Genomic DNA, 17,211 nt, shown 5'->3' on the forward strand with positions numbered 1-17,211 from the left:
CGATGGTTATCAAAACCGAATCCGGCAGGGTTTCCGGAAGGTGAACGGAGTGGTGTCCCGAAGCGACACATCCTGGAGTAAGCCTCAGGTAAGTTTTCCGTGGCAAAATGCCGTCACCACCAGTTCGTGATTCTCTTAAAGAATTTGCCAAAAAGGGCTTTTCATGATTACGGCCTCCCTCGCTTACTCGATCCTGTCGAAGGACATGACGTCCAGTCTCGCCAAGGTCGCGTCGCAGTCGACCGTCAAGAAGGATGCCCAGTACTACGCGGACAATATCAATAAGGTCAAAGACGTCGACGACTTCCTCGGCAACTACAAGCTCTACAGCTATGCGATGAAGGCCTATGGCCTCGAGGACATGACCTACGCCAAGGCCTTTATGAAGAAGGTGCTGCAAAGCGATCTCACTGATCCAAACAGCTACGCCAACAAGCTCTCCGATACGCGCTACCGCGAATTCGCCGCCGCCTTCAATTTCAACGCGCCTGAAAAGGACGTGCAGACGGATGCGCAGGAGGACGATCTCATCGGCCTCTACAAGCAGTCCTTCGTCGATGCCGACAAGGCCGCCACCACAGAAAGCACCTATTACAGCAACAATATCGGCGACGTGCAGACCGTCGACGATCTCGTCAACAACACCCGGCTGCGCACCTATGTGCTGAAGACCTTCAAGATCGATCCCACCTATGCGTCGAAGGATTTTCTGCGGCAGGTGCTGACGAGCGATCTGAGTGACCCCAACAGCGTCGTCAATACGCAAGGCGGCGACAAGTACAAGGCGCTAGCCGCCCAGTTCAGCTTCAACGCCGACGGCACGGTCAATGGCAGCGCCCAGACCGCCGCGCAGAAGGCTTCGGTCATCGAGACCTATACGCTGAACTCGCAATCGGTGATCATCGACAATTCGGTCGGTTCGGATGTCTACTACGTCAGTCAGACGGCGGCCGATTACAACAAGGCATACTACACCGCCAAGATCGGTACGATCACCAATGTCGACGATCTGGTCGCGGACAACCGCCTGACCTCCTACATCAAGACGGCCTACAGCATGGGGGCTGACTTTACGGCCCCAGCGCTGCGCATGGTGCTCACCGATCCAAGCTATGCCCAGCTGATGGGCTTTACCAATGTGTACAACGCCTTCAACTTCAAGGCCGACGGTTCGGTATCGACCACCGCCCGCGTCCAATCGATCGATCAGGCGAACAAGCTGCGATCGGCCGCCTCAAGCACGAACAACTATTACACGGTGACCTCTCAATCGAGCGCCATCACCAATGTCGACGATCTGCTCGCAGACGGCGTTCTGGCACGATACATCAAGGACGCTTACGGTCTCGGCACGAGCTTCAGCAATGCCGATTTGAAGAGCATCCTGACCGATCCGACCTTTGCCGCGGCTCAGGGACGTGCCGACCTCAACGCCGACTTCAACTTTCAGGCGGACGGTTCGATCAACGGGGCCGCGATCCAGACAGCGGCGCAACGGAAATCCACCACCGACAAGTCGGCGGCGAACGCTGCACACTTCAACAGCATGATCGGCAATGTCACCAATGTCGATCAAATCATGTCCGATCCTGTTGCGGTGAGCTACCTCCGAAACAGCATGCAGATCGCAGACAGCGTTTCGGATGCGACCTTGAGGACCTTCCTCGTCGACCCGGCTGCGGCCAGCGCCCAGGGTTACGGCGACGTCCACGACCTGTTCAATTTCAAGACGGATGGATCGGTCGCCACCCTCCGTGCCTCTCAGAGCGCCTCCCAGAGCGCGAACACCGCCAGCAAGGCTGACAATGCGGCAGTCTACTACCAGTCGACGATCGCGGGCATCTCGAACGTCGATCAGTTGTTGGCGGATCGCAAACTGAACAATTTCGTGCGTAACGCCTATGGCATCCCGTCGACGGTCACCGACGTCGCTCTTCGTGCTATCCTGACTGATCAGAGTGGCACCGGCACCTATGCCGACGTCGCCGCAGCCTTTAATTTCAAGGCGGACGGCTCGCTCGAGGACGGCATGGCTGCGCAGACGGCCAGCCAGATCAACAATACGAAAATTACCGCCGGGGCACGCACGGACGACTATTCGTCGCGGATGGCGACGATCGGCAACGTCGATGATCTTTTGGCCGACCCCGCCATCACCAATTTTCTGAAAAGCACCTACGATCTGCCTTTCGATATCTCGAACGCCGATCTGAAGAGCATTCTGACCGATCCCACGGCCGCCGCTGCAGCCGGCCATGCCGATCTCAACGCGGACTTCAACTTCGCGGCCGACGGATCGCTTCCGGCGCTAAGCTCGGTCCAGAACGCCGACCAGGCGCAGACCACCAACGACAATTATGCGGCGCGCTACGACGACGAGCGCGACGAGGCGATCGACGAGGTGGCGTCCAACTACAAAACCATGATGGCCCCCAGCAACAGCCTGCTGGACTTTTCCGATATCAAGACCGTCAATGATTTCCTGCGCACCAATGCGACGGCTGATTTCACCAAGAGCAACGATAATCTGCCGGATCCCTATCACGTGGCGCTGCAGGCCTTCGGCCTGACGGACCAGGAAGTGCCGCGCTCGATGATGCGTAAGATCCTGACCAGCGATGCCTATGATCCAAAGGGATATATCGCTTCCCTCAAGGATGACCGCATCACCAAGATGGCCCGCGCCTTCAACTTCGGTCCTGACGGCAAGGCGGCGTCACCCTTCCAGGCCCTTCCCGACGCGACAATGGCCAAGTACGCCACCGACTACAAGTCTCACATCACCATGCTGATGAAGGCCGGCCCGGTGAAGGACAAGGCCGCGAAGGATGCGACGGCCGAGGTCGATTACTTCGCCAAGGGTATGGCGAAGGTGAAGTCGCTCGACGATTTCCTGAACGACAGCCGCCTGACGGGCCTTGTGCTGAAGGCGAATAACCTCGATCCGAAGAATTACGACAAGGCCACGCTGAAGAAGATCTTCACCTCGGATCCGGACGACAAGAAGAGCTATCTCAACACCAAGGCCGACGCGCGCTTCAAGGATATTGTCGCCGCCTTCAATTTCGACAAGGACGGCAATCTGACCCGCGCCAAGATCGGTACCGTCCAGAACAAGGCGGCCGAAGACCATACCCAGCAGCTCTTCGTCCAGCAGACGATGGAAAACCAGCAGGGCGAAAGCAATGACGGCGTCCGGCTGGCACTCTATTTCAGCCGCAAGGCCCCGAACATTACGTCGATCTACTCGATCCTCGGCGACAAGGCGCTCTACCAGGTGATCACCACCGCCTACAGCCTGCCGTCGCAGATCTCGAGCATGGATGTCGCCAAGCAGGCCGATCTGATCAACCGCTTCGTCAAGCTCGATGATCTCCAGGATCCCAAGAAGGTCGACAAGCTGTTGCGCCGCTTCACGGCGATGTACGACGTCAAGAACAATACGCAGCAGTCGCCAGCACTACAGATCCTGACCGGCGGCGGCACGCAGAAAGCCTGATGTCGTGTCCGTCGGCCTCACGGATCGAGGCTGACGACCTTCTCGGGGTTCATAATGTTTGCGGGGTCGAAGGCGCGCTTGATGCGGCGCATCAGTTCGATCTCGATCGTCGGGCGGATTGCGGCCAGCTCGTCCCGCTTCAGCTGACCAATGCCATGCTCGGCGGAAATCGAGCCGCCGTGAGCGAGTACCAGCCCGTGCACGATGTGGTTCATCTCGTGCCAGCGAGCGATGAAGGCGTCCTTGTCGGCACCGAGCGGCTGGGAAATATTGTAGTGAATGTTTCCGTCGCCCATATGGCCGAAGGCGCAGATGCGGGCTCCCGGCATGGCCGCCATGACTGCCTCTTCGGCCTCTGCCATGAAATGCGGGACCCTTGATACCGGCACGGAAACATCGTGCTTGATCGAACCGCCTTCCGGCTTCTGGGCGTCGGACATGCTCTCGCGCATGTGCCAGAGCGCCTTCTGCTGCGCCACGGACGAGGCGATTGCTGCATCCAGCACCAAGCCGGCCTCGAAGCCCTGTTCGAGCACGCCGTTCATCATCCGCTCCGCCGTCTCCGCCGAATCCGACGTCGAAATGTCGATCAGCACGTACCAGGGATAGGCCGCTTCCAACGGATCACGCACGCCATCGATATGGCGGGCGGTGATCTCCACGCCGAAGCGCGGCATCAGTTCGAAACCGGTCAGCGAGGCGCCGCAGAGGCTGGAGGCGAGGTTGAAGAGGGCAAGCGCATCCTCGACCGAATTCAGGCCGGCGAAAGCCACCTGATGGCCAAGCGGCTGGGGAAACAGTTTCAGGACGGCGCCGGTGATGATGCCGAGCGTGCCTTCGGCGCCGATGAAGAGATCACGCAGGTCGTAGCCGGTATTGTCCTTTTTCAGGCGGCGCAAGCCGTCCCAGATCTCGCCGGTCGGCAGCACTACTTCCAGGCCGAGGCAAAGCTGGCGCATATTGCCGTAGGCCAGCACGGCGGTGCCGCCGGCATTGGTGGAAAGGTTGCCGCCGATGCGGCAGGAACCTTCCGAGCCGAGCGACAGCGGAAAGAGCCGCCCATGCGCCTCGGCCGCCTTCTGAACCTCGGCAAGGATGGCGCCGCCATCGGCCACCAGCACGTTCGCCACCGGATCGACGTCGCGGATCCGGTTCATCCGTTCGAGCGACAGGATGATATCGGACTTGCCCTCACGCGGGGTCTGGCCGCCGACAAGACCGGTATTGCCGGTTTGCGGTACGATCGCCGTTCCGGTCTCCGTCGCAAGCTTCATGATCGCAGAGACTTCCGCGACCGAGCCTGGTTTCAACAGGAGAGGGGAAGAGCCGTGATAGAGCCCACGGTTTTCGATCAGATGCGGGGCAAGATCGGCCTCGCTGCGAAGCGCGTACTTGTCCCCGACGATGGCGACGAAGCGGTCGAGATGCTCGGGGGGAATGCTGGGATTGGTCATCGGCTCGCTTCTCTATTTCTGTGCTTGGCGGTTTTCAGTCGCGGGGGGCGGCCGCCCGCTGCAGGCGGTCGTTAATGGCCTCGCCCAGTCCCTCTTCGGGAATGGGGGAAAAGGCAATGCTTGAGGCCCCACTGGCATCGGCTCGCTTCATATAGTCGAAAAGATTTGTCGCCGCTTCGGCAAGGTCGCCGTGCGGGCTGAGATCAAGGATGATCCGCGCGCCGTCCGCACCCGATACCGCAGCGCTGCCGAAGGCGATCAACGCCTCGCCTGGTTCCACCGCCGTCACATTGAGGCGCACGGAAGCGCCGGGCGCATAGTGCGAGGCGAGCATGCCCGGCGCCTCGATTGCGGCCGATGCCGTCTTCGCACGTAGCAGCGGCTTGCCTGCGACGCGCTCGATCTCGCGTGCCGCCAGCCCGCCGGGGCGAAGCAGTCTCAACTGCCCGTCTTCCACTTTGACGATTGTCGATTCGACGCCGACCGCGCTCGCTCCGGCATCGAGGATCAGCGGGATCTTCGTCCCGAGATCGGCTTCGACGTGAGCGGCACTCGTCGCGCTGATCCCGCCTGATGTATTGGCGCTGGGCGCTGCCAGCGGTCGCCCAAAGGCGCCGATCAACGCGCCTGCAAAACCCTTCGGCACACGGATCCCAACGCTGTCGAGCCCGGCGGTTGCCAGCAAGTGGATCGGACTGTCAGGCTTCAGCGGCAGCACCAGCGTCAGCGGGCCGGGCCAGAAGGCTGTGGCGAGCGCCCGCGAAACCGGATCGAATTCGGCATGCTCTTCGGCCATCGCAAGATCGGCCATATGGCAGATCAACGGGTTGAAGCGCGGTCGCCCCTTGGTCTCGTAGATGCGAGTGATCGCCGCCGGATTGGTGGCGTCGGCGGCGAGACCGTAGACGGTCTCCGTCGGGATGGCGATCGCAAAGCCGTCGGCAAGAGCGGCGCAGGCCGCTTCGAGCGCTGCCTGCCTGTCTGCCTTGATGTCGATTGTGCGTGCCATGTCCTGTCCGGTGTTTTCCCGGCAGTCATTAGGCTTTCCGTCGCCCACGATCAATCGCGTTGTTGAATCCGATTCGATCCGGCGCGCTTTAGAGTTGGCGGATGATTTCGCGCAGTTGTTCGTTGCGGGCGCCGAGCAGCAGGATGTTGCGGATTGCCACCTGCGGATCGTGGGTGCGGAAGAGCAGGCCGTTGCCGCGCACCGACCGGTCGATGGTCATTTTTTCCAGGGAATCCTCGCCCGGCTTGATGGCGACGGCGAAATACATGCGGGAATAGCCGACATCGATGCGTTCGAAGAAATTGTCGTTCTCGCCGATGTCGGAATAGAAGTTGGCGATATAGAAGGCCCAGCTCACCTCTTCGTAATGCGCGAATTTCGTGCGCGAGGCGGTGACGTGGCAGTAGCCGAGATGCGGGCTGTCCTCCAGCGTCCGGTGAAAGATCATCTTCGGAAACTGGATCGAACTGTGGAAGCCGTTGATGTGCTGATGCGTCTTTTCGCCGGCGACCTGCAGCTTGCGGCCGGTCTTTGCGGCGACCTCATCATGGGTGAGATAGCGCTTTTCCTCGGCCAGCCAATGGCGCCGGTCGCGGGTGATGCGGCCGGTGCGCAAGAATTCGGAATGAGCGGCAATCAGTTGCCGTTCCTGCAACTTGCCTGCATCTTTCGCGTCGAAATAACGAAGTTTGGCCATGGTTCGCGTTCTTCGATCAACCTGCAATCATCGTGAGGATAGGGCCGTATGCTTAAGGCGATGTTAAAGCGGCCTGGGAACTGACGGAATGCGGGGCAAGCGCCGGCATATGTCGCAGATGCGACAGTTGTCGGTATCGGGCAGCAGATCTCTTTGCTGAACAGGTCTTTACGCCATGGCGCAATTCACGATAATTGTCTGAAGAGTCGGGCAATGCGATCGATCGGGATAAGCCACTCGCGCCTTGCGGCATCCTGTCGTCAATTTCGAAGCCGATGTCGCATTGTAACCAAGCGGCACGCATGCTCGGTGATTAAATGACGCTGTAACAATTCTCCCGAAGGAGAAGGAAGCGGGCGCGCTTCCGCCGGCCTTATTCTCAAGGCTGGCAGTTGGATGCACGAGGACACGAAGATGGATATTCGCAGCAACGTTTTGCGTCAGCTCAAGAACCGCCGTGAGGGCTTCAGCCTCGAACAGCCGTTCTACACCGACGAGGATTATTTCCGGCTTGATATGGAGATGATCTATTATCGCGACTGGTTGTTTATCGGCCATGATTGCGAGCTGCCGAAGCCGGGCGCCTATTTCACCGTTCAGATCGGTACTTACCCCGTGGTTATCGTCCGCGGCCGCGACAATGTCATCCGCGCCTTCCACAACAGCTGTCGCCATCGCGGCTCGCGTGTCTGCACCAAGGAGCGCGGCTCCTCGGTGCGTCTCGTCTGCCCCTATCATCAGTGGACCTATGATCTCGACGGCAAGCTCGCTTTCGCCCGTCACATGGGCGATGATTTCGACAAGAGCGGCTTCAACCTGAAGCCCGTCCATTGCGAGAGCGTGGCAGGCTACATTTTCATCTGCCTCGCCAACACCGCCCCGGATTTCCAGCCGGTGCGCGACAAGATCGAGCCCTATATGGCGCCGCACAAGATCGGCGAAACCAAGGTCGCCTTCCAGAGCACGATCATCGAGAAGGGCAACTGGAAGCTCGTCTGGGAAAACAACCGCGAGTGCTATCATTGCGCCGCCAACCATCCCGAACTTTGCCGCACCTATCCCGAAGCTCCGAGTGTCACCGGCACGGACGGCGGCGCCGATGATCCCGAGATCGCCGGCCATTGGGCGCGCTGCGAGGCCGCCGGCCTGCCGAGCAAGTTCCAGATTTCGCCGGACGGTCAGTTCCGCACTGCCCGCATGCCGCTGATCGAGGATGCCGAGAGCTACACCATGTCGGGCAAGCCCGCCGTCAAGCGCCGGATGTCCAATGATATCTCGATCGACCGTATCGGCACCATGCTGCTCTTCCACTATCCCACAACGTGGAACCACCTGCTCGGCGATCACGCCATCTCCTTCCGCGTGCTGCCGCTCAGCGCCAATGAGACGGCGGTGACGACCAAGTGGCTCGTCCACAAGGATGCGGTCGAAGGCGTGGATTACAATCTGGAAGAGCTGACCCACGTCTGGACCGAGACCAACGATCAGGATCGCCGCATCGTCGAGGAGAACGCCTTCGGCATTCACTCGCCGGCCTACGAGCCCGGTCCCTATTCCGCCGTGCATGAGGGCGGCGTCATGCAGTTCCTCGAATGGTATTCGAACTTCATGGTGAACCGTCTGCAGGGTGATCAGGCGAAAATTTCCGCCGTTGCCTGATTTCGCTGCCCGCGACGGTTAATGTCCGGTTCAGTTCAGCTGATCTAGAAGAAGCAGCCGGTCCCGGCTGCTTTTGGAACCATTCGGGTGTGAAAGCGTTGCTGGGCAGGGCGTGATCACTGTGAATGGGAGTTGAAGCAATGATCGGGCTGAGAAACAAGATCGCGACCGCAGTTCTTACCGCCGCCGTTGTTCTGACAGGCTTTGTGCCGTCGCAGGCAATCCAGATGCCCACCGCTCCGCAGGTGGAAAAATCCTCGGCGGTCGAGAATGTCCAGTACCGCCGCTATTATCGCGGCGATTATTACCGGCCCGGCTATCGCCCCGGCGCCTATTACCGGCCTGGCTATCGCCCAGGCGCCTACTACCGGCCCGGCTATTACGGTGGCTATCGCGGATACTCCTATTACCGCCCGGGATATCGGCACTATAACGGCTACTGGTATCCACTCGCCGCCTTCGGCGCCGGCGCAGTCATCGGCGGCGCCATTGTCGCCCAGCCGCGTTATGTCGCGCCTGCACCCAGCATGGGTTCGGCTCACGTCGCCTGGTGCGCAAATCGCTACCGGTCCTATCGTGCCTACGACAACACGTTCCAGCCCAATAACGGCCCGCGCCAGCAGTGCTATTCGCCTTACTGATACGTGCCCGCTGAACCGCGTAGTCGCCCGGCAGTGATGCCGGGCATTTCGCATTAGAGAATATCGACGCGCCTCAGCAGCCACCAGGCAAAAGCAATAGACGCGACGATCAGGGCGACGGCGTATTCGGTGCCGTAATCGCCGACGGCGAAGGGCAGGTTTGCCGTGTTCATGCCGAAGAAACCCGTCACCAGGGTTGGCGGCAGCAGGAAGGCCGTCATGATCGACAGTAGGTAGAGGTGGCGGTTGGTCTCGGAGGATTGTTTCGAATCGATTTCTTCGTGCAGCAGCCGTGCCCGATCCTGCAGCGCATAGATATCGTGGTCGACCGTTTCCAGTCGGCTCGTCAGCCGCCGCGCTACATCGTCGAAGCCGAAGGGCATTTCGTCGTCGTCGGCCGCCGCCGCGCGGCGCATCAACGCCAGCACGGTGCGAAGGTGCCGATGCAAGCGGACAACGGTCCGCCGGACCGGCGCCAGGCGCCGGCGCTCGTCGCGCGGCGCATTGTCGTAGACGATATCCTCGATCAGGTTCAGCTCTTCGGTGAGTTCGATGACGATTGTGATCAGCGTGCGCTGGAACTCGATCACCAGCAGCTCGAAGAGATCGACCGGCCGCGAAAACTTGCCGGGGTTCTTCTCGATCAGCGCGCGTGCCCGCTCGACGCTGCGCAGCGGTTGCAGCCTTGTGGTGATGATGAAGCGGTCGGACATGGCGAAATGCAGCCAGCCGAGATTATTGGTGTCCTGGGCGAAATCGCGCTGGCAATCGACGAGCGTGCCGTAGAGCATCTGCTCGTCGACGGTGATCGCCGCATGCGTGTCACGCGTCGTCAGCGCCGATTTTGCATCCTCCGTCAATCCGTCCAGGGTATCGAGCAGCGCCGGCACGCGCGCGTCGACTAGGTTGAGGTGCAGCCAGTAGAAACAGTTATCGGCGGTCAGCTCCGCTACCGTCGCACTGTTGTTCAATCGCACCGCGGCCTTTTCGTCGGGCGAGAAGCGGTAGGCCCAGACGAAACCGGGGATGTTGACGGGCAATGTATCCATTGGTCGTCCTTTGCGAAGGCGATGTCATTCTTTAGAGTCTCTCCATGACGTTCATTTGCGCAAGGGTGCAAGAGCAAAGCGTCATACCAGCTGAACTATCGCATGGCGCCCGCAGAAATCGAAATTGACGTTTACGTAAAAATCAATTAGCTCTGGCCTTGGAGGGGCTTTGCCACGCGCAGGCCGGCCTGCGGAGGAAAAAAGCATGTACAAGGCGCCCGTCGAGGAAATCGCGTTCACGTTGAAGCACGTAGCCGGCATGGGCGAGGCGATTTCAAAAGGGCTTTTCGGCGATCTCGGCGAGGATCTGGTCGACGCCATCCTGGCCGAAGCGGGACGTTTTGCCACAGAGGAAGTAGCCCCTCTCGCCGAAATCGGCGACCGCCAGGGCGCTCGTCTGGAGGGTGGCGAGGTCAGGCTGCCGGACGGCTGGCGCGATCTCTATCGTAACTGGATCGCCGGCGGCTGGAACGGCCTCACGGCGCCCGAGGCTTTCGGCGGCCAGGCCTTACCGCATATGCTGAACGTCGCAGCACTCGAAATGTGGAATTCCGGCTCCATGGCCTTCGCACTCGCCCCAACGCTGACGATGGGCGCGATCGAGGCTGTCAGCGCCCATGGCAGCGACGCGCTGAAAGACAAATATCTGGAAAAGATGGTGTCAGGCGAATGGACCGGCACCATGAACCTGACGGAACCTCACGCCGGCTCCGATCTCGGCGTCCTCAAGGCCCGCGCCGAGCGCCGCTCGGATGGCAGCTATCGAATCTTCGGCCAGAAAATCTTCATCACCTGGGGCGAGCATGATGCGGCCGACAATATCATCCATCTGGTGCTGGCCCGCCTGCCGGATGCGCCTGCCGGCACACGCGGTATCTCGCTCTTCCTCGTGCCGAAATTCTTGGTGAACGATGACGGATCGCTTGGCCCCCGCAACGATCTCTTCTGCCATTCGCTGGAGCACAAGCTCGGCATCCACGGCTCGCCGACCTGCACGATGATCTATGGCGACGGCAGGTTCGGCGCCGAAAAGGGTGCTGTGGGATGGCTGGTCGGCGAGGAGAACAAGGGCCTCGCCTGCATGTTCACGATGATGAACAATGCCCGCCTTGCCGTCGGTATGCAGGGCGTGGCGATCTCGGAAGCCGCCACCCAGAAGGCTCTCGCCTATGCCAGGGAACGCACCCAGGGCAGGGCGCCCGGCTGGAGTGGCACCAGCATGAGCCCGATCGTCGAACATCCCGATGTCGCCCGCATGCTGCTGACGATGAAGGCGCTGACGCAAGGCGCGCGCGCCATCTCCTATGCCTGCGCCCATGCGATCGACATGTCTCACCGGGCAAATGACGATCGCCGGCACTGGCAGGAACGCGCCGCCCTGCTGACGCCGATCGCCAAGTCCTTCTCCACCGACGCCGGTGTCGATGTTGCCTCACTCGGCATTCAGGTCCACGGCGGCATGGGCTTCATCGAGGAGACGGGCGCGGCGCGTTATCTCCGCGATGCCCGCATCGCCCCGATCTACGAGGGCACCAACGGCATCCAGGCGATCGACCTCGTCACCCGCAAGCTGCCGCTCTCGGGCGGCGATCAGGTGAAGGGCTTCATCGCCGAACTCAGAGAGGTCGCCGGCGCCGTCCGCAACTCCAATTTGCCTGGTTTCGGCGAAACCGCCGCCAGGCTCGACGCCGCTATCGCCGACCTCGACGAGGCGACCGCCTGGCTCTTGAAGATGCTTGCCGATGACAAGGCCGTCGAGGCGCTCTCGGGCGCAACGCCCTATCAGCGCCTGTTCGGGCTCGTGCTCACCGGCTCTTATCTCGCCAAGGGCGCTCTCGCCGAGAGCAGCGACGGGCGAGGCGAAAACCGTATCGCGCTCTGCCGCTTCGCCGCCGAAAACCTGCTTGCCGAGACCGCAGCCCTTCGCGACCGGGTGGTCAATGGCGCGGCAAGCCTTGCCGCGGCCCGCATCCTGCTTGCCTGAGGAAACCACATGACCGATCACATCATCGTCGAGCAGCCTTCCGCCCATCCCGGCGTCCAGCTCATCCGCTTCAATCGGCCGGAAAAGAAGAATGCCATCACCCGCGCCATGTACCGCACCATGGCCGATGCGCTGCATGTGGCCAATACCGATCCCGGCATCCGCGCCACCGCCTTGCTTGGTACCGAAGGCTGCTTTTCCGCCGGCAACGACATGAACGATTTTCTGGCTGCCGCAATGGGTGGCCGCGGCCTGGAGCAGGAAATCCTCGATTTCCTCTACGCGCTGGTGAATGCCGATAAACCCGTCGTCTCCGGCGTCGACGGACTGGCGATCGGCATCGGCACGACGATCCATCTCCATTGTGACCTGACCATCGCTTCCAGCCGCAGCCAGTTCCGCACGCCTTTCGTCGATCTGGCGCTGGTTCCGGAGGCAGGTTCCAGCCTTGTCGCACCGCGCCTGATGGGCCATCAGCGCGCTTTCGCCATGCTCGCTGCCGGTGAAGGTTTTTCGGCCGAGGAGGCGAGGGAAGCCGGTCTGGTCTGGAAAGTCGTCGAGCCTGATGAGGTTGATACCCTGACGCTTGCGCTTGCAGCAAAGCTTGCGGCCAAGCCGCCGGAAGCGCTACGCATCGCCCGTGACCTCATTCGCGGCGACCGCGGCGAGATCATCGCACGGATCGACGAGGAGGCCCGCTATTTCTCGGCGCGGCTGAAAAGTGCCGAGGCACGAGCCGCTTTCGAAGCTTTCATGCGGCGTTGATCGCCCATAATCTAATCATTTGCTGAAATTTTAAACTTATTTTAAGTTTAAACTAAATATCTAGGCCCGGACGGATTTTCCCGGCCGTCCGGGCGCATGATGTGCTTGGCCACCCCTTATTCAAATTCATCCAACGGCTGCCGCCCATTTCGCAGCGCGCATAACCGTTGCGCCCCCGAATCTATTTGAAGGAGTGCATAGCATGACAAAGAAGACCAATCTGATGACGCGCATCCTAGTTGCAGCGTCTGTCGTGGTTCTGGCCGCTTTCGCCGCCTTTTCCTATTACATTGATCACGTCCAGCGCGGCGTGACCACCGCTTCGATCGAAGCGAATATAAAATCCTCGGGCGAGCAGGCCGCCCACGGCCTCGCCAACTGGATGAACGGGCGCGTCATCTTGACCGCCATGGCCGGCGATGCTGTCGGCAAGGCGGCCGATCGTGACAGCGTGCGTAAAGTCCTGCAGAACGACGTGCTCGGCACTCAGTTTGTCAGCACCTATTTCGGCGATGAGCAGGGCGTCTTCACATCGTGGCCCGACCTGCCGCTGCCGGCGGGTTACGATCCGCGCAAGCGCCCCTGGTATCAGGATGCCGTCAAGGCAAACGCTCCCGTTCTGACCGAACCCTATACCGACGCATCCAGCGGCAATCTCATCATCAGTTCCGCCGTCCCGGTTTCCCGCGATGGTAAGCTTGCCGGCGTTGCCGGTAGCGATTTCTCGCTGGAAACCATGGTCAAGATGATCAAGGAGATCAATCTTGGCGGGCAAGGCGAGGCCTTCCTCGTCAACAAGAACGGCCAAATTCTCATCCATCCCGATGCGAAACTGGTAACGAAGACATTGGCCGATGCCTTTCCGACGGTCACCCCCACGATCGGTGGCAGCCTCACAGAGACCGAATTTGCCGGCAAACCGGTACTTGTGTCCTTCGTGCCGGTCGATGGTCTTCCGACTGTAAACTGGTATCTCGGCTTCGTGGTCGACAGCGACAAAGCCTTCGCCACGCTCAACCAGTTCCGCATCGCGGCCCTCGTCGCCACGCTTCTTGCCGTCGGCATCATGATTGCCGCCATGGCATGGCTGTTGCACGGCCTTGTCATCCGTCCGATCACGGCGATGACCGCCGCCATGCAAAAGCTTGCCGCCGGCAATCTTTCCACCGCCATTCCGGGCGAGGAGCGCCGTGACCAGATCGGCTCGATGGCGGAAGCCGTTGCCGTGTTCAAGGCCAATGCCATCGACCGGGAGCGCCTGGAAGGCGAAGCTGAGCAGGGTCGTTCGCTGACAGAACGCGAGCGCCGGGAACGCGAAGCGCAGAAAACGCGCGAGGCGGCGGAGATCCACCAGGCCGTCGATGCACTCGCTGGCGCGCTCGGAGCACTTTCCGAAGGCAATCTTGCCCATCGCATCGAAACGCCCTTTGCCTCCCACCTCGATCGCTTGCGCAGCGACTACAACACCTCCGTCGCCAAGCTGGACGCTGCCCTCCAGGCCGTCGGCAGCAATGCCCATGCAATCGACGCCGGAGCGACGGAAATTCGCACCGCTGCGGACGGTCTTGCCCGCCGTACCGAACAGCAGGCCGCCTCCGTCGAGGAAACGGCTGCCGCTCTGGAAGAGATCACCACAACAGTCAGGGATACCGCTCGCCGCGCGGAAGACGCCGGCAGTCTGGTTGGCCGCACGCGCAATGACGCCGAGCATTCCGGGGAGATCGTCAGCAAGGCTGTCGATGCCATGACCGGCATCCAGCAGTCCTCGGAGAAGATCTCCAGCATCATCGGCGTTATCGACGATATTGCCTTCCAGACAAACCTGCTGGCGCTCAACGCCGGCGTAGAAGCGGCACGCGCTGGCGAAGCAGGCAAGGGTTTTGCCGTCGTTGCCCAGGAAGTGCGCGAACTGGCCCAGCGTTCGGCCCAGGCCGCCAAGGAAATCGAAGGCCTGATCACGACCTCGAATGCTCAGGTTCGTTCAGGCGTGACACTGGTCGGCGATACCGGTAAGGCGCTGCAATCGATTGTTGCGCAGGTGCAGGAAATCAGCCGCCACGTCGAGGCGATTGTGATCGCCACCCGCGAACAGTCGACGGGCCTCGCCGAGATCAACACGGCCGTCAACACCATGGATCAGGGCACCCAGCAAAATGCAGCCATGGTCGAGGAACAGACGGCCGCCAGCCATGGTCTTGCCCAGGAGGCGGCGAAGCTGATGCGGCTTCTGGCACAGTTCAAGCTCGGCGCTCAGGAAGCGTTGGCTGTCCGCCGCGCAGCCTAACAAGGCTATCGTCGGAAATGTCCGCGCTCGCCGCGGGCATTTCCAATTGTCGAATGGGCATGCATTGCCGATCATTACTATGACGCCGGTTACTTCTCCAGCGTCGCCACCACTTCGACATGCGAGGTCCAGAGGAACTGGTCGATCGGGGTGACCCCGGTGATGCGGTAACCGCCCTCGACGAGGATTGCCAGATCCCGCGCCAGCGTCAGCGGGTTGCAGCTGACGGCCGCGATCCTCTTTACCGCCGAGCGAGCAAGCTCCTTGCATTGGAACTCCGCGCCGGCGCGCGGCGGGTCGAAGACGACGGCATCATAGGGCTTGAATTCCTGCGTCATCAGCGGCCGGCGGAAGAGATCGCGCTTTTCGACGCTGACGGGTTTTAATCCCTGTGTCTTACGGGCGGCCTGGTCGAGTGCTGCGAGCGCCTTTTCCTCAGCTTCGACGGCGTGCACGCGGCCGATCCGCGCCAGCCGCAGCGAGAATGTTCCGGCGCCGGCAAAGAGATCGGCGATCCGCTTGGCCTTGCCGACATGGGCAAGCACCAGCTCCGCCATTGCCTCTTCCGCCGGCTTGGTCGCCTGGGCGAAACCGCCCGGCGGCGGTGAAACCTGGATACCGCCGAAATCGACCAGCGGCTTCGACGGCTCGACGAGGATTTCGCCGTTCAGCGAAACACGGGCGATGCCGCGCAGGCTGAGCACGGTCTCGACCGCCTTGCGCCGCTGCTGGTCGGAGAGCTTCTTCACCTCGTCGACTGCAATATCGAGGCCGGAAAGCGTTTCCAGCACCGAGACGCGGAAGGGTTCGGCATTGGTCGCCAGCGAAGCGGCAATCGCCTTGATCGCCGGCAGCCGGGCGATGATCCCTGCCGAGGAGATCGGACATTCCTCGATCGCGACGATATGATGGCTTTCGGCCTGGTTAAAGCCGATCAGCATATCCTTTTCGGTCTTGCGCGCCGCAAAGACCACACGCCGGCGTTCGCCCGGGCGAGCCGGAACGATCTCGCTGACCTCCGATGTCAACCCCTTTGATCGCAGCGCATCGATGACCAGCTGGCGCTTGAACGCGCGGTAGGGTGCATCCGTCAGGTGCTGCAGCGTGCAGCCGCCGCAGGTGCCGTTGAGTCCATCCGGGCCGAAATGCCGGCAGGCGGGCTCCTGCCGGTCGGGCGAGGGCGCGGCAATCGACATGATCGTGCCATGGCTTTTCACACGGGCGATCGCTACCGTTTCCCCAGGTAGGGAAAAGGGCACGTAGACCGGTCCACTGGTGCTGCTGGTGATGCCGTCGCCCTGGGCGCCGAGCTTCTCGATCGTGACGGTTTCGGTGCTCACGGTTTCAATCCTGCCAGGAGGAATTCCTGATTGCCGTCGCCGCCGGAAATCGGGGAAGGGATGAGGCCGAGGCTTTTCCAGCCCATGTCCTCGGTGAACCAGCGCTCCAGCTCGGAAGCGACCGCGGGGGCGGAGGAGGGATCCTTCAAGAGCCCACCCTTGCCGATCGCCTCGCGCCCCGCCTCGAATTGCGGCTTGACCAGCAGGACGGCGACGGCACCCGGTTCGGCGATATCGAGGGCGGGCGCCAGCGCAAGCTTCAGCGAGATGAAGGAGACGTCGGAAACGATGAAGGTGACGGGATGGCCGATATCGTCCGCCGTCAGGTTGCGGGCGTTAAGGCCTTCCCTGTTCGTCACGCGGAGATCGTCAGCGATGCGCGGGTGCATCTGCCCGTGGCCGACATCGATCGCGGTGACATGCGCGGCAGCCCGTTGCAGCAACACCTCGGTGAAGCCGCCGGTGGAAGCACCGACATCGAGACAGTGATGGCCGGCAGGGTCGAGCCGGAAATGATCGAGTGCGGCGGCAAGCTTCAGCGCTGCGCGCGAGACGTAGTCCTGCGCCGGATCGTCGATCTCGATTGCCGCGTCCTCGCCGAAGACCGCGCCGGCCTTCGTCACCACCTGTCCGCCGATCTTGACGGTGCCGCGCTGCACGGCGTCGCGAGCCCGCGAGCGACTGGCGAAGAGGCCGCGGGAGACGAGAAGTTGGTCGAGACGTTGGCTATTTTGATCGGACATCGGCTGTGAATGACCGGCAAAGCTGTCGGTTGCAAGTATTTTGTTCCCGAAACCGTCATTGACCCTCAAAAGCTTTCGGCGATAATC

12 protein-coding genes are annotated in these 17,211 nt (G+C 61.3%); 6 read left to right on the forward strand and 6 right to left on the reverse strand.

Annotation, left to right across the window (positions count from 1 at the left end):
• Positions 1-163 precede the first annotated feature (163 nt).
• Positions 164-3,499: a DUF1217 domain-containing protein gene (locus EFQ99_RS07590; protein ID WP_126920340.1), complete on the forward strand. Its 3,336-nt coding sequence runs from the start codon at positions 164-166 to the stop codon at positions 3,497-3,499.
• Positions 3,500-3,516: 17 nt separating this feature from the next.
• On the opposite strand, the gene EFQ99_RS07595 is transcribed toward EFQ99_RS07590, so the two are convergent.
• The 3 genes from EFQ99_RS07595 to EFQ99_RS07605 all read right to left on the reverse strand — a co-directional run bounded on the left by EFQ99_RS07595 (position 3,517) and on the right by EFQ99_RS07605 (position 6,659).
• Entirely contained in the window at positions 3,517-4,953 is a 1,437-nt protein-coding gene (locus tag EFQ99_RS07595) for an FAD-binding oxidoreductase (protein WP_126920342.1), read from the reverse strand.
• Between the two features lie 34 nt (positions 4,954-4,987).
• Entirely contained in the window at positions 4,988-5,962 is a 975-nt protein-coding gene (locus tag EFQ99_RS07600) for an L-threonylcarbamoyladenylate synthase (protein WP_126920344.1), read from the reverse strand.
• 88 nt (positions 5,963-6,050) lie between these two features.
• Positions 6,051-6,659, reverse strand: coding sequence for a DUF6656 family protein (locus EFQ99_RS07605; protein WP_126920346.1), 609 nt, complete (start codon positions 6,657-6,659; stop codon positions 6,051-6,053).
• Positions 6,660-7,073: 414 nt separating this feature from the next.
• Between EFQ99_RS07605 and EFQ99_RS07615 the strand changes: the two genes are divergently transcribed.
• A complete protein-coding gene (locus EFQ99_RS07615; RefSeq protein ID WP_126920348.1) occupies positions 7,074-8,318 on the forward strand; it encodes an aromatic ring-hydroxylating oxygenase subunit alpha in 1,245 nt (414 codons plus the stop codon).
• Positions 8,319-8,458: 140 nt separating this feature from the next.
• Positions 8,459-8,959 carry a BA14K family protein gene (locus tag EFQ99_RS07620; RefSeq protein ID WP_126920350.1) on the forward strand — a complete coding sequence of 167 codons (501 nt, stop codon included), beginning with the start codon at positions 8,459-8,461 and terminating at the stop codon, positions 8,957-8,959.
• Positions 8,960-9,012: 53 nt separating this feature from the next.
• On the opposite strand, the gene EFQ99_RS07625 is transcribed toward EFQ99_RS07620, so the two are convergent.
• The gene (locus EFQ99_RS07625) at positions 9,013-10,008 is read right to left on the reverse strand and encodes a transporter (protein WP_126920352.1); all 996 of its coding nucleotides are present in this window, start codon (positions 10,006-10,008) and stop codon (positions 9,013-9,015) included.
• A 205-nt stretch (positions 10,009-10,213) separates the two neighbouring features.
• Between EFQ99_RS07625 and EFQ99_RS07630 the strand changes: the two genes are divergently transcribed.
• The 3 genes from EFQ99_RS07630 (at position 10,214) to mcpU (ending at position 15,041) form a co-directional block, all read left to right on the forward strand.
• Entirely contained in the window at positions 10,214-11,992 is a 1,779-nt protein-coding gene (locus tag EFQ99_RS07630; protein ID WP_126920354.1) for an acyl-CoA dehydrogenase family protein, read from the forward strand.
• A 9-nt stretch (positions 11,993-12,001) separates the two neighbouring features.
• Positions 12,002-12,757 (forward strand): crotonase/enoyl-CoA hydratase family protein, encoded by a 756-nt coding sequence (locus tag EFQ99_RS07635; RefSeq protein ID WP_126920356.1) that lies wholly within the window; start codon positions 12,002-12,004, stop codon positions 12,755-12,757.
• Positions 12,758-12,959: 202 nt separating this feature from the next.
• Entirely contained in the window at positions 12,960-15,041 is a 2,082-nt protein-coding gene (gene mcpU / locus EFQ99_RS07640) for a methyl-accepting chemotaxis protein McpU (protein WP_126920358.1), read from the forward strand.
• 89 nt (positions 15,042-15,130) lie between these two features.
• Here mcpU and EFQ99_RS07645 read toward each other — a convergent pair whose 3' ends face one another.
• Positions 15,131-16,381 (reverse strand): class I SAM-dependent RNA methyltransferase, encoded by a 1,251-nt coding sequence (locus tag EFQ99_RS07645; RefSeq protein WP_126920360.1) that lies wholly within the window; start codon positions 16,379-16,381, stop codon positions 15,131-15,133.
• Positions 16,378-17,124 (reverse strand): TlyA family RNA methyltransferase, encoded by a 747-nt coding sequence (locus EFQ99_RS07650; RefSeq protein WP_126920362.1) that lies wholly within the window; start codon positions 17,122-17,124, stop codon positions 16,378-16,380. The genes EFQ99_RS07645 and EFQ99_RS07650 overlap by 4 nt, the downstream gene beginning before the upstream one ends.
• Positions 17,125-17,211 lie beyond the last annotated feature (87 nt).

It is taken from the genome of Rhizobium vallis (genome assembly GCF_003985155.1).
Taxonomy (GTDB): Bacteria; Pseudomonadota; Alphaproteobacteria; order Rhizobiales; family Rhizobiaceae; genus Rhizobium; species Rhizobium vallis.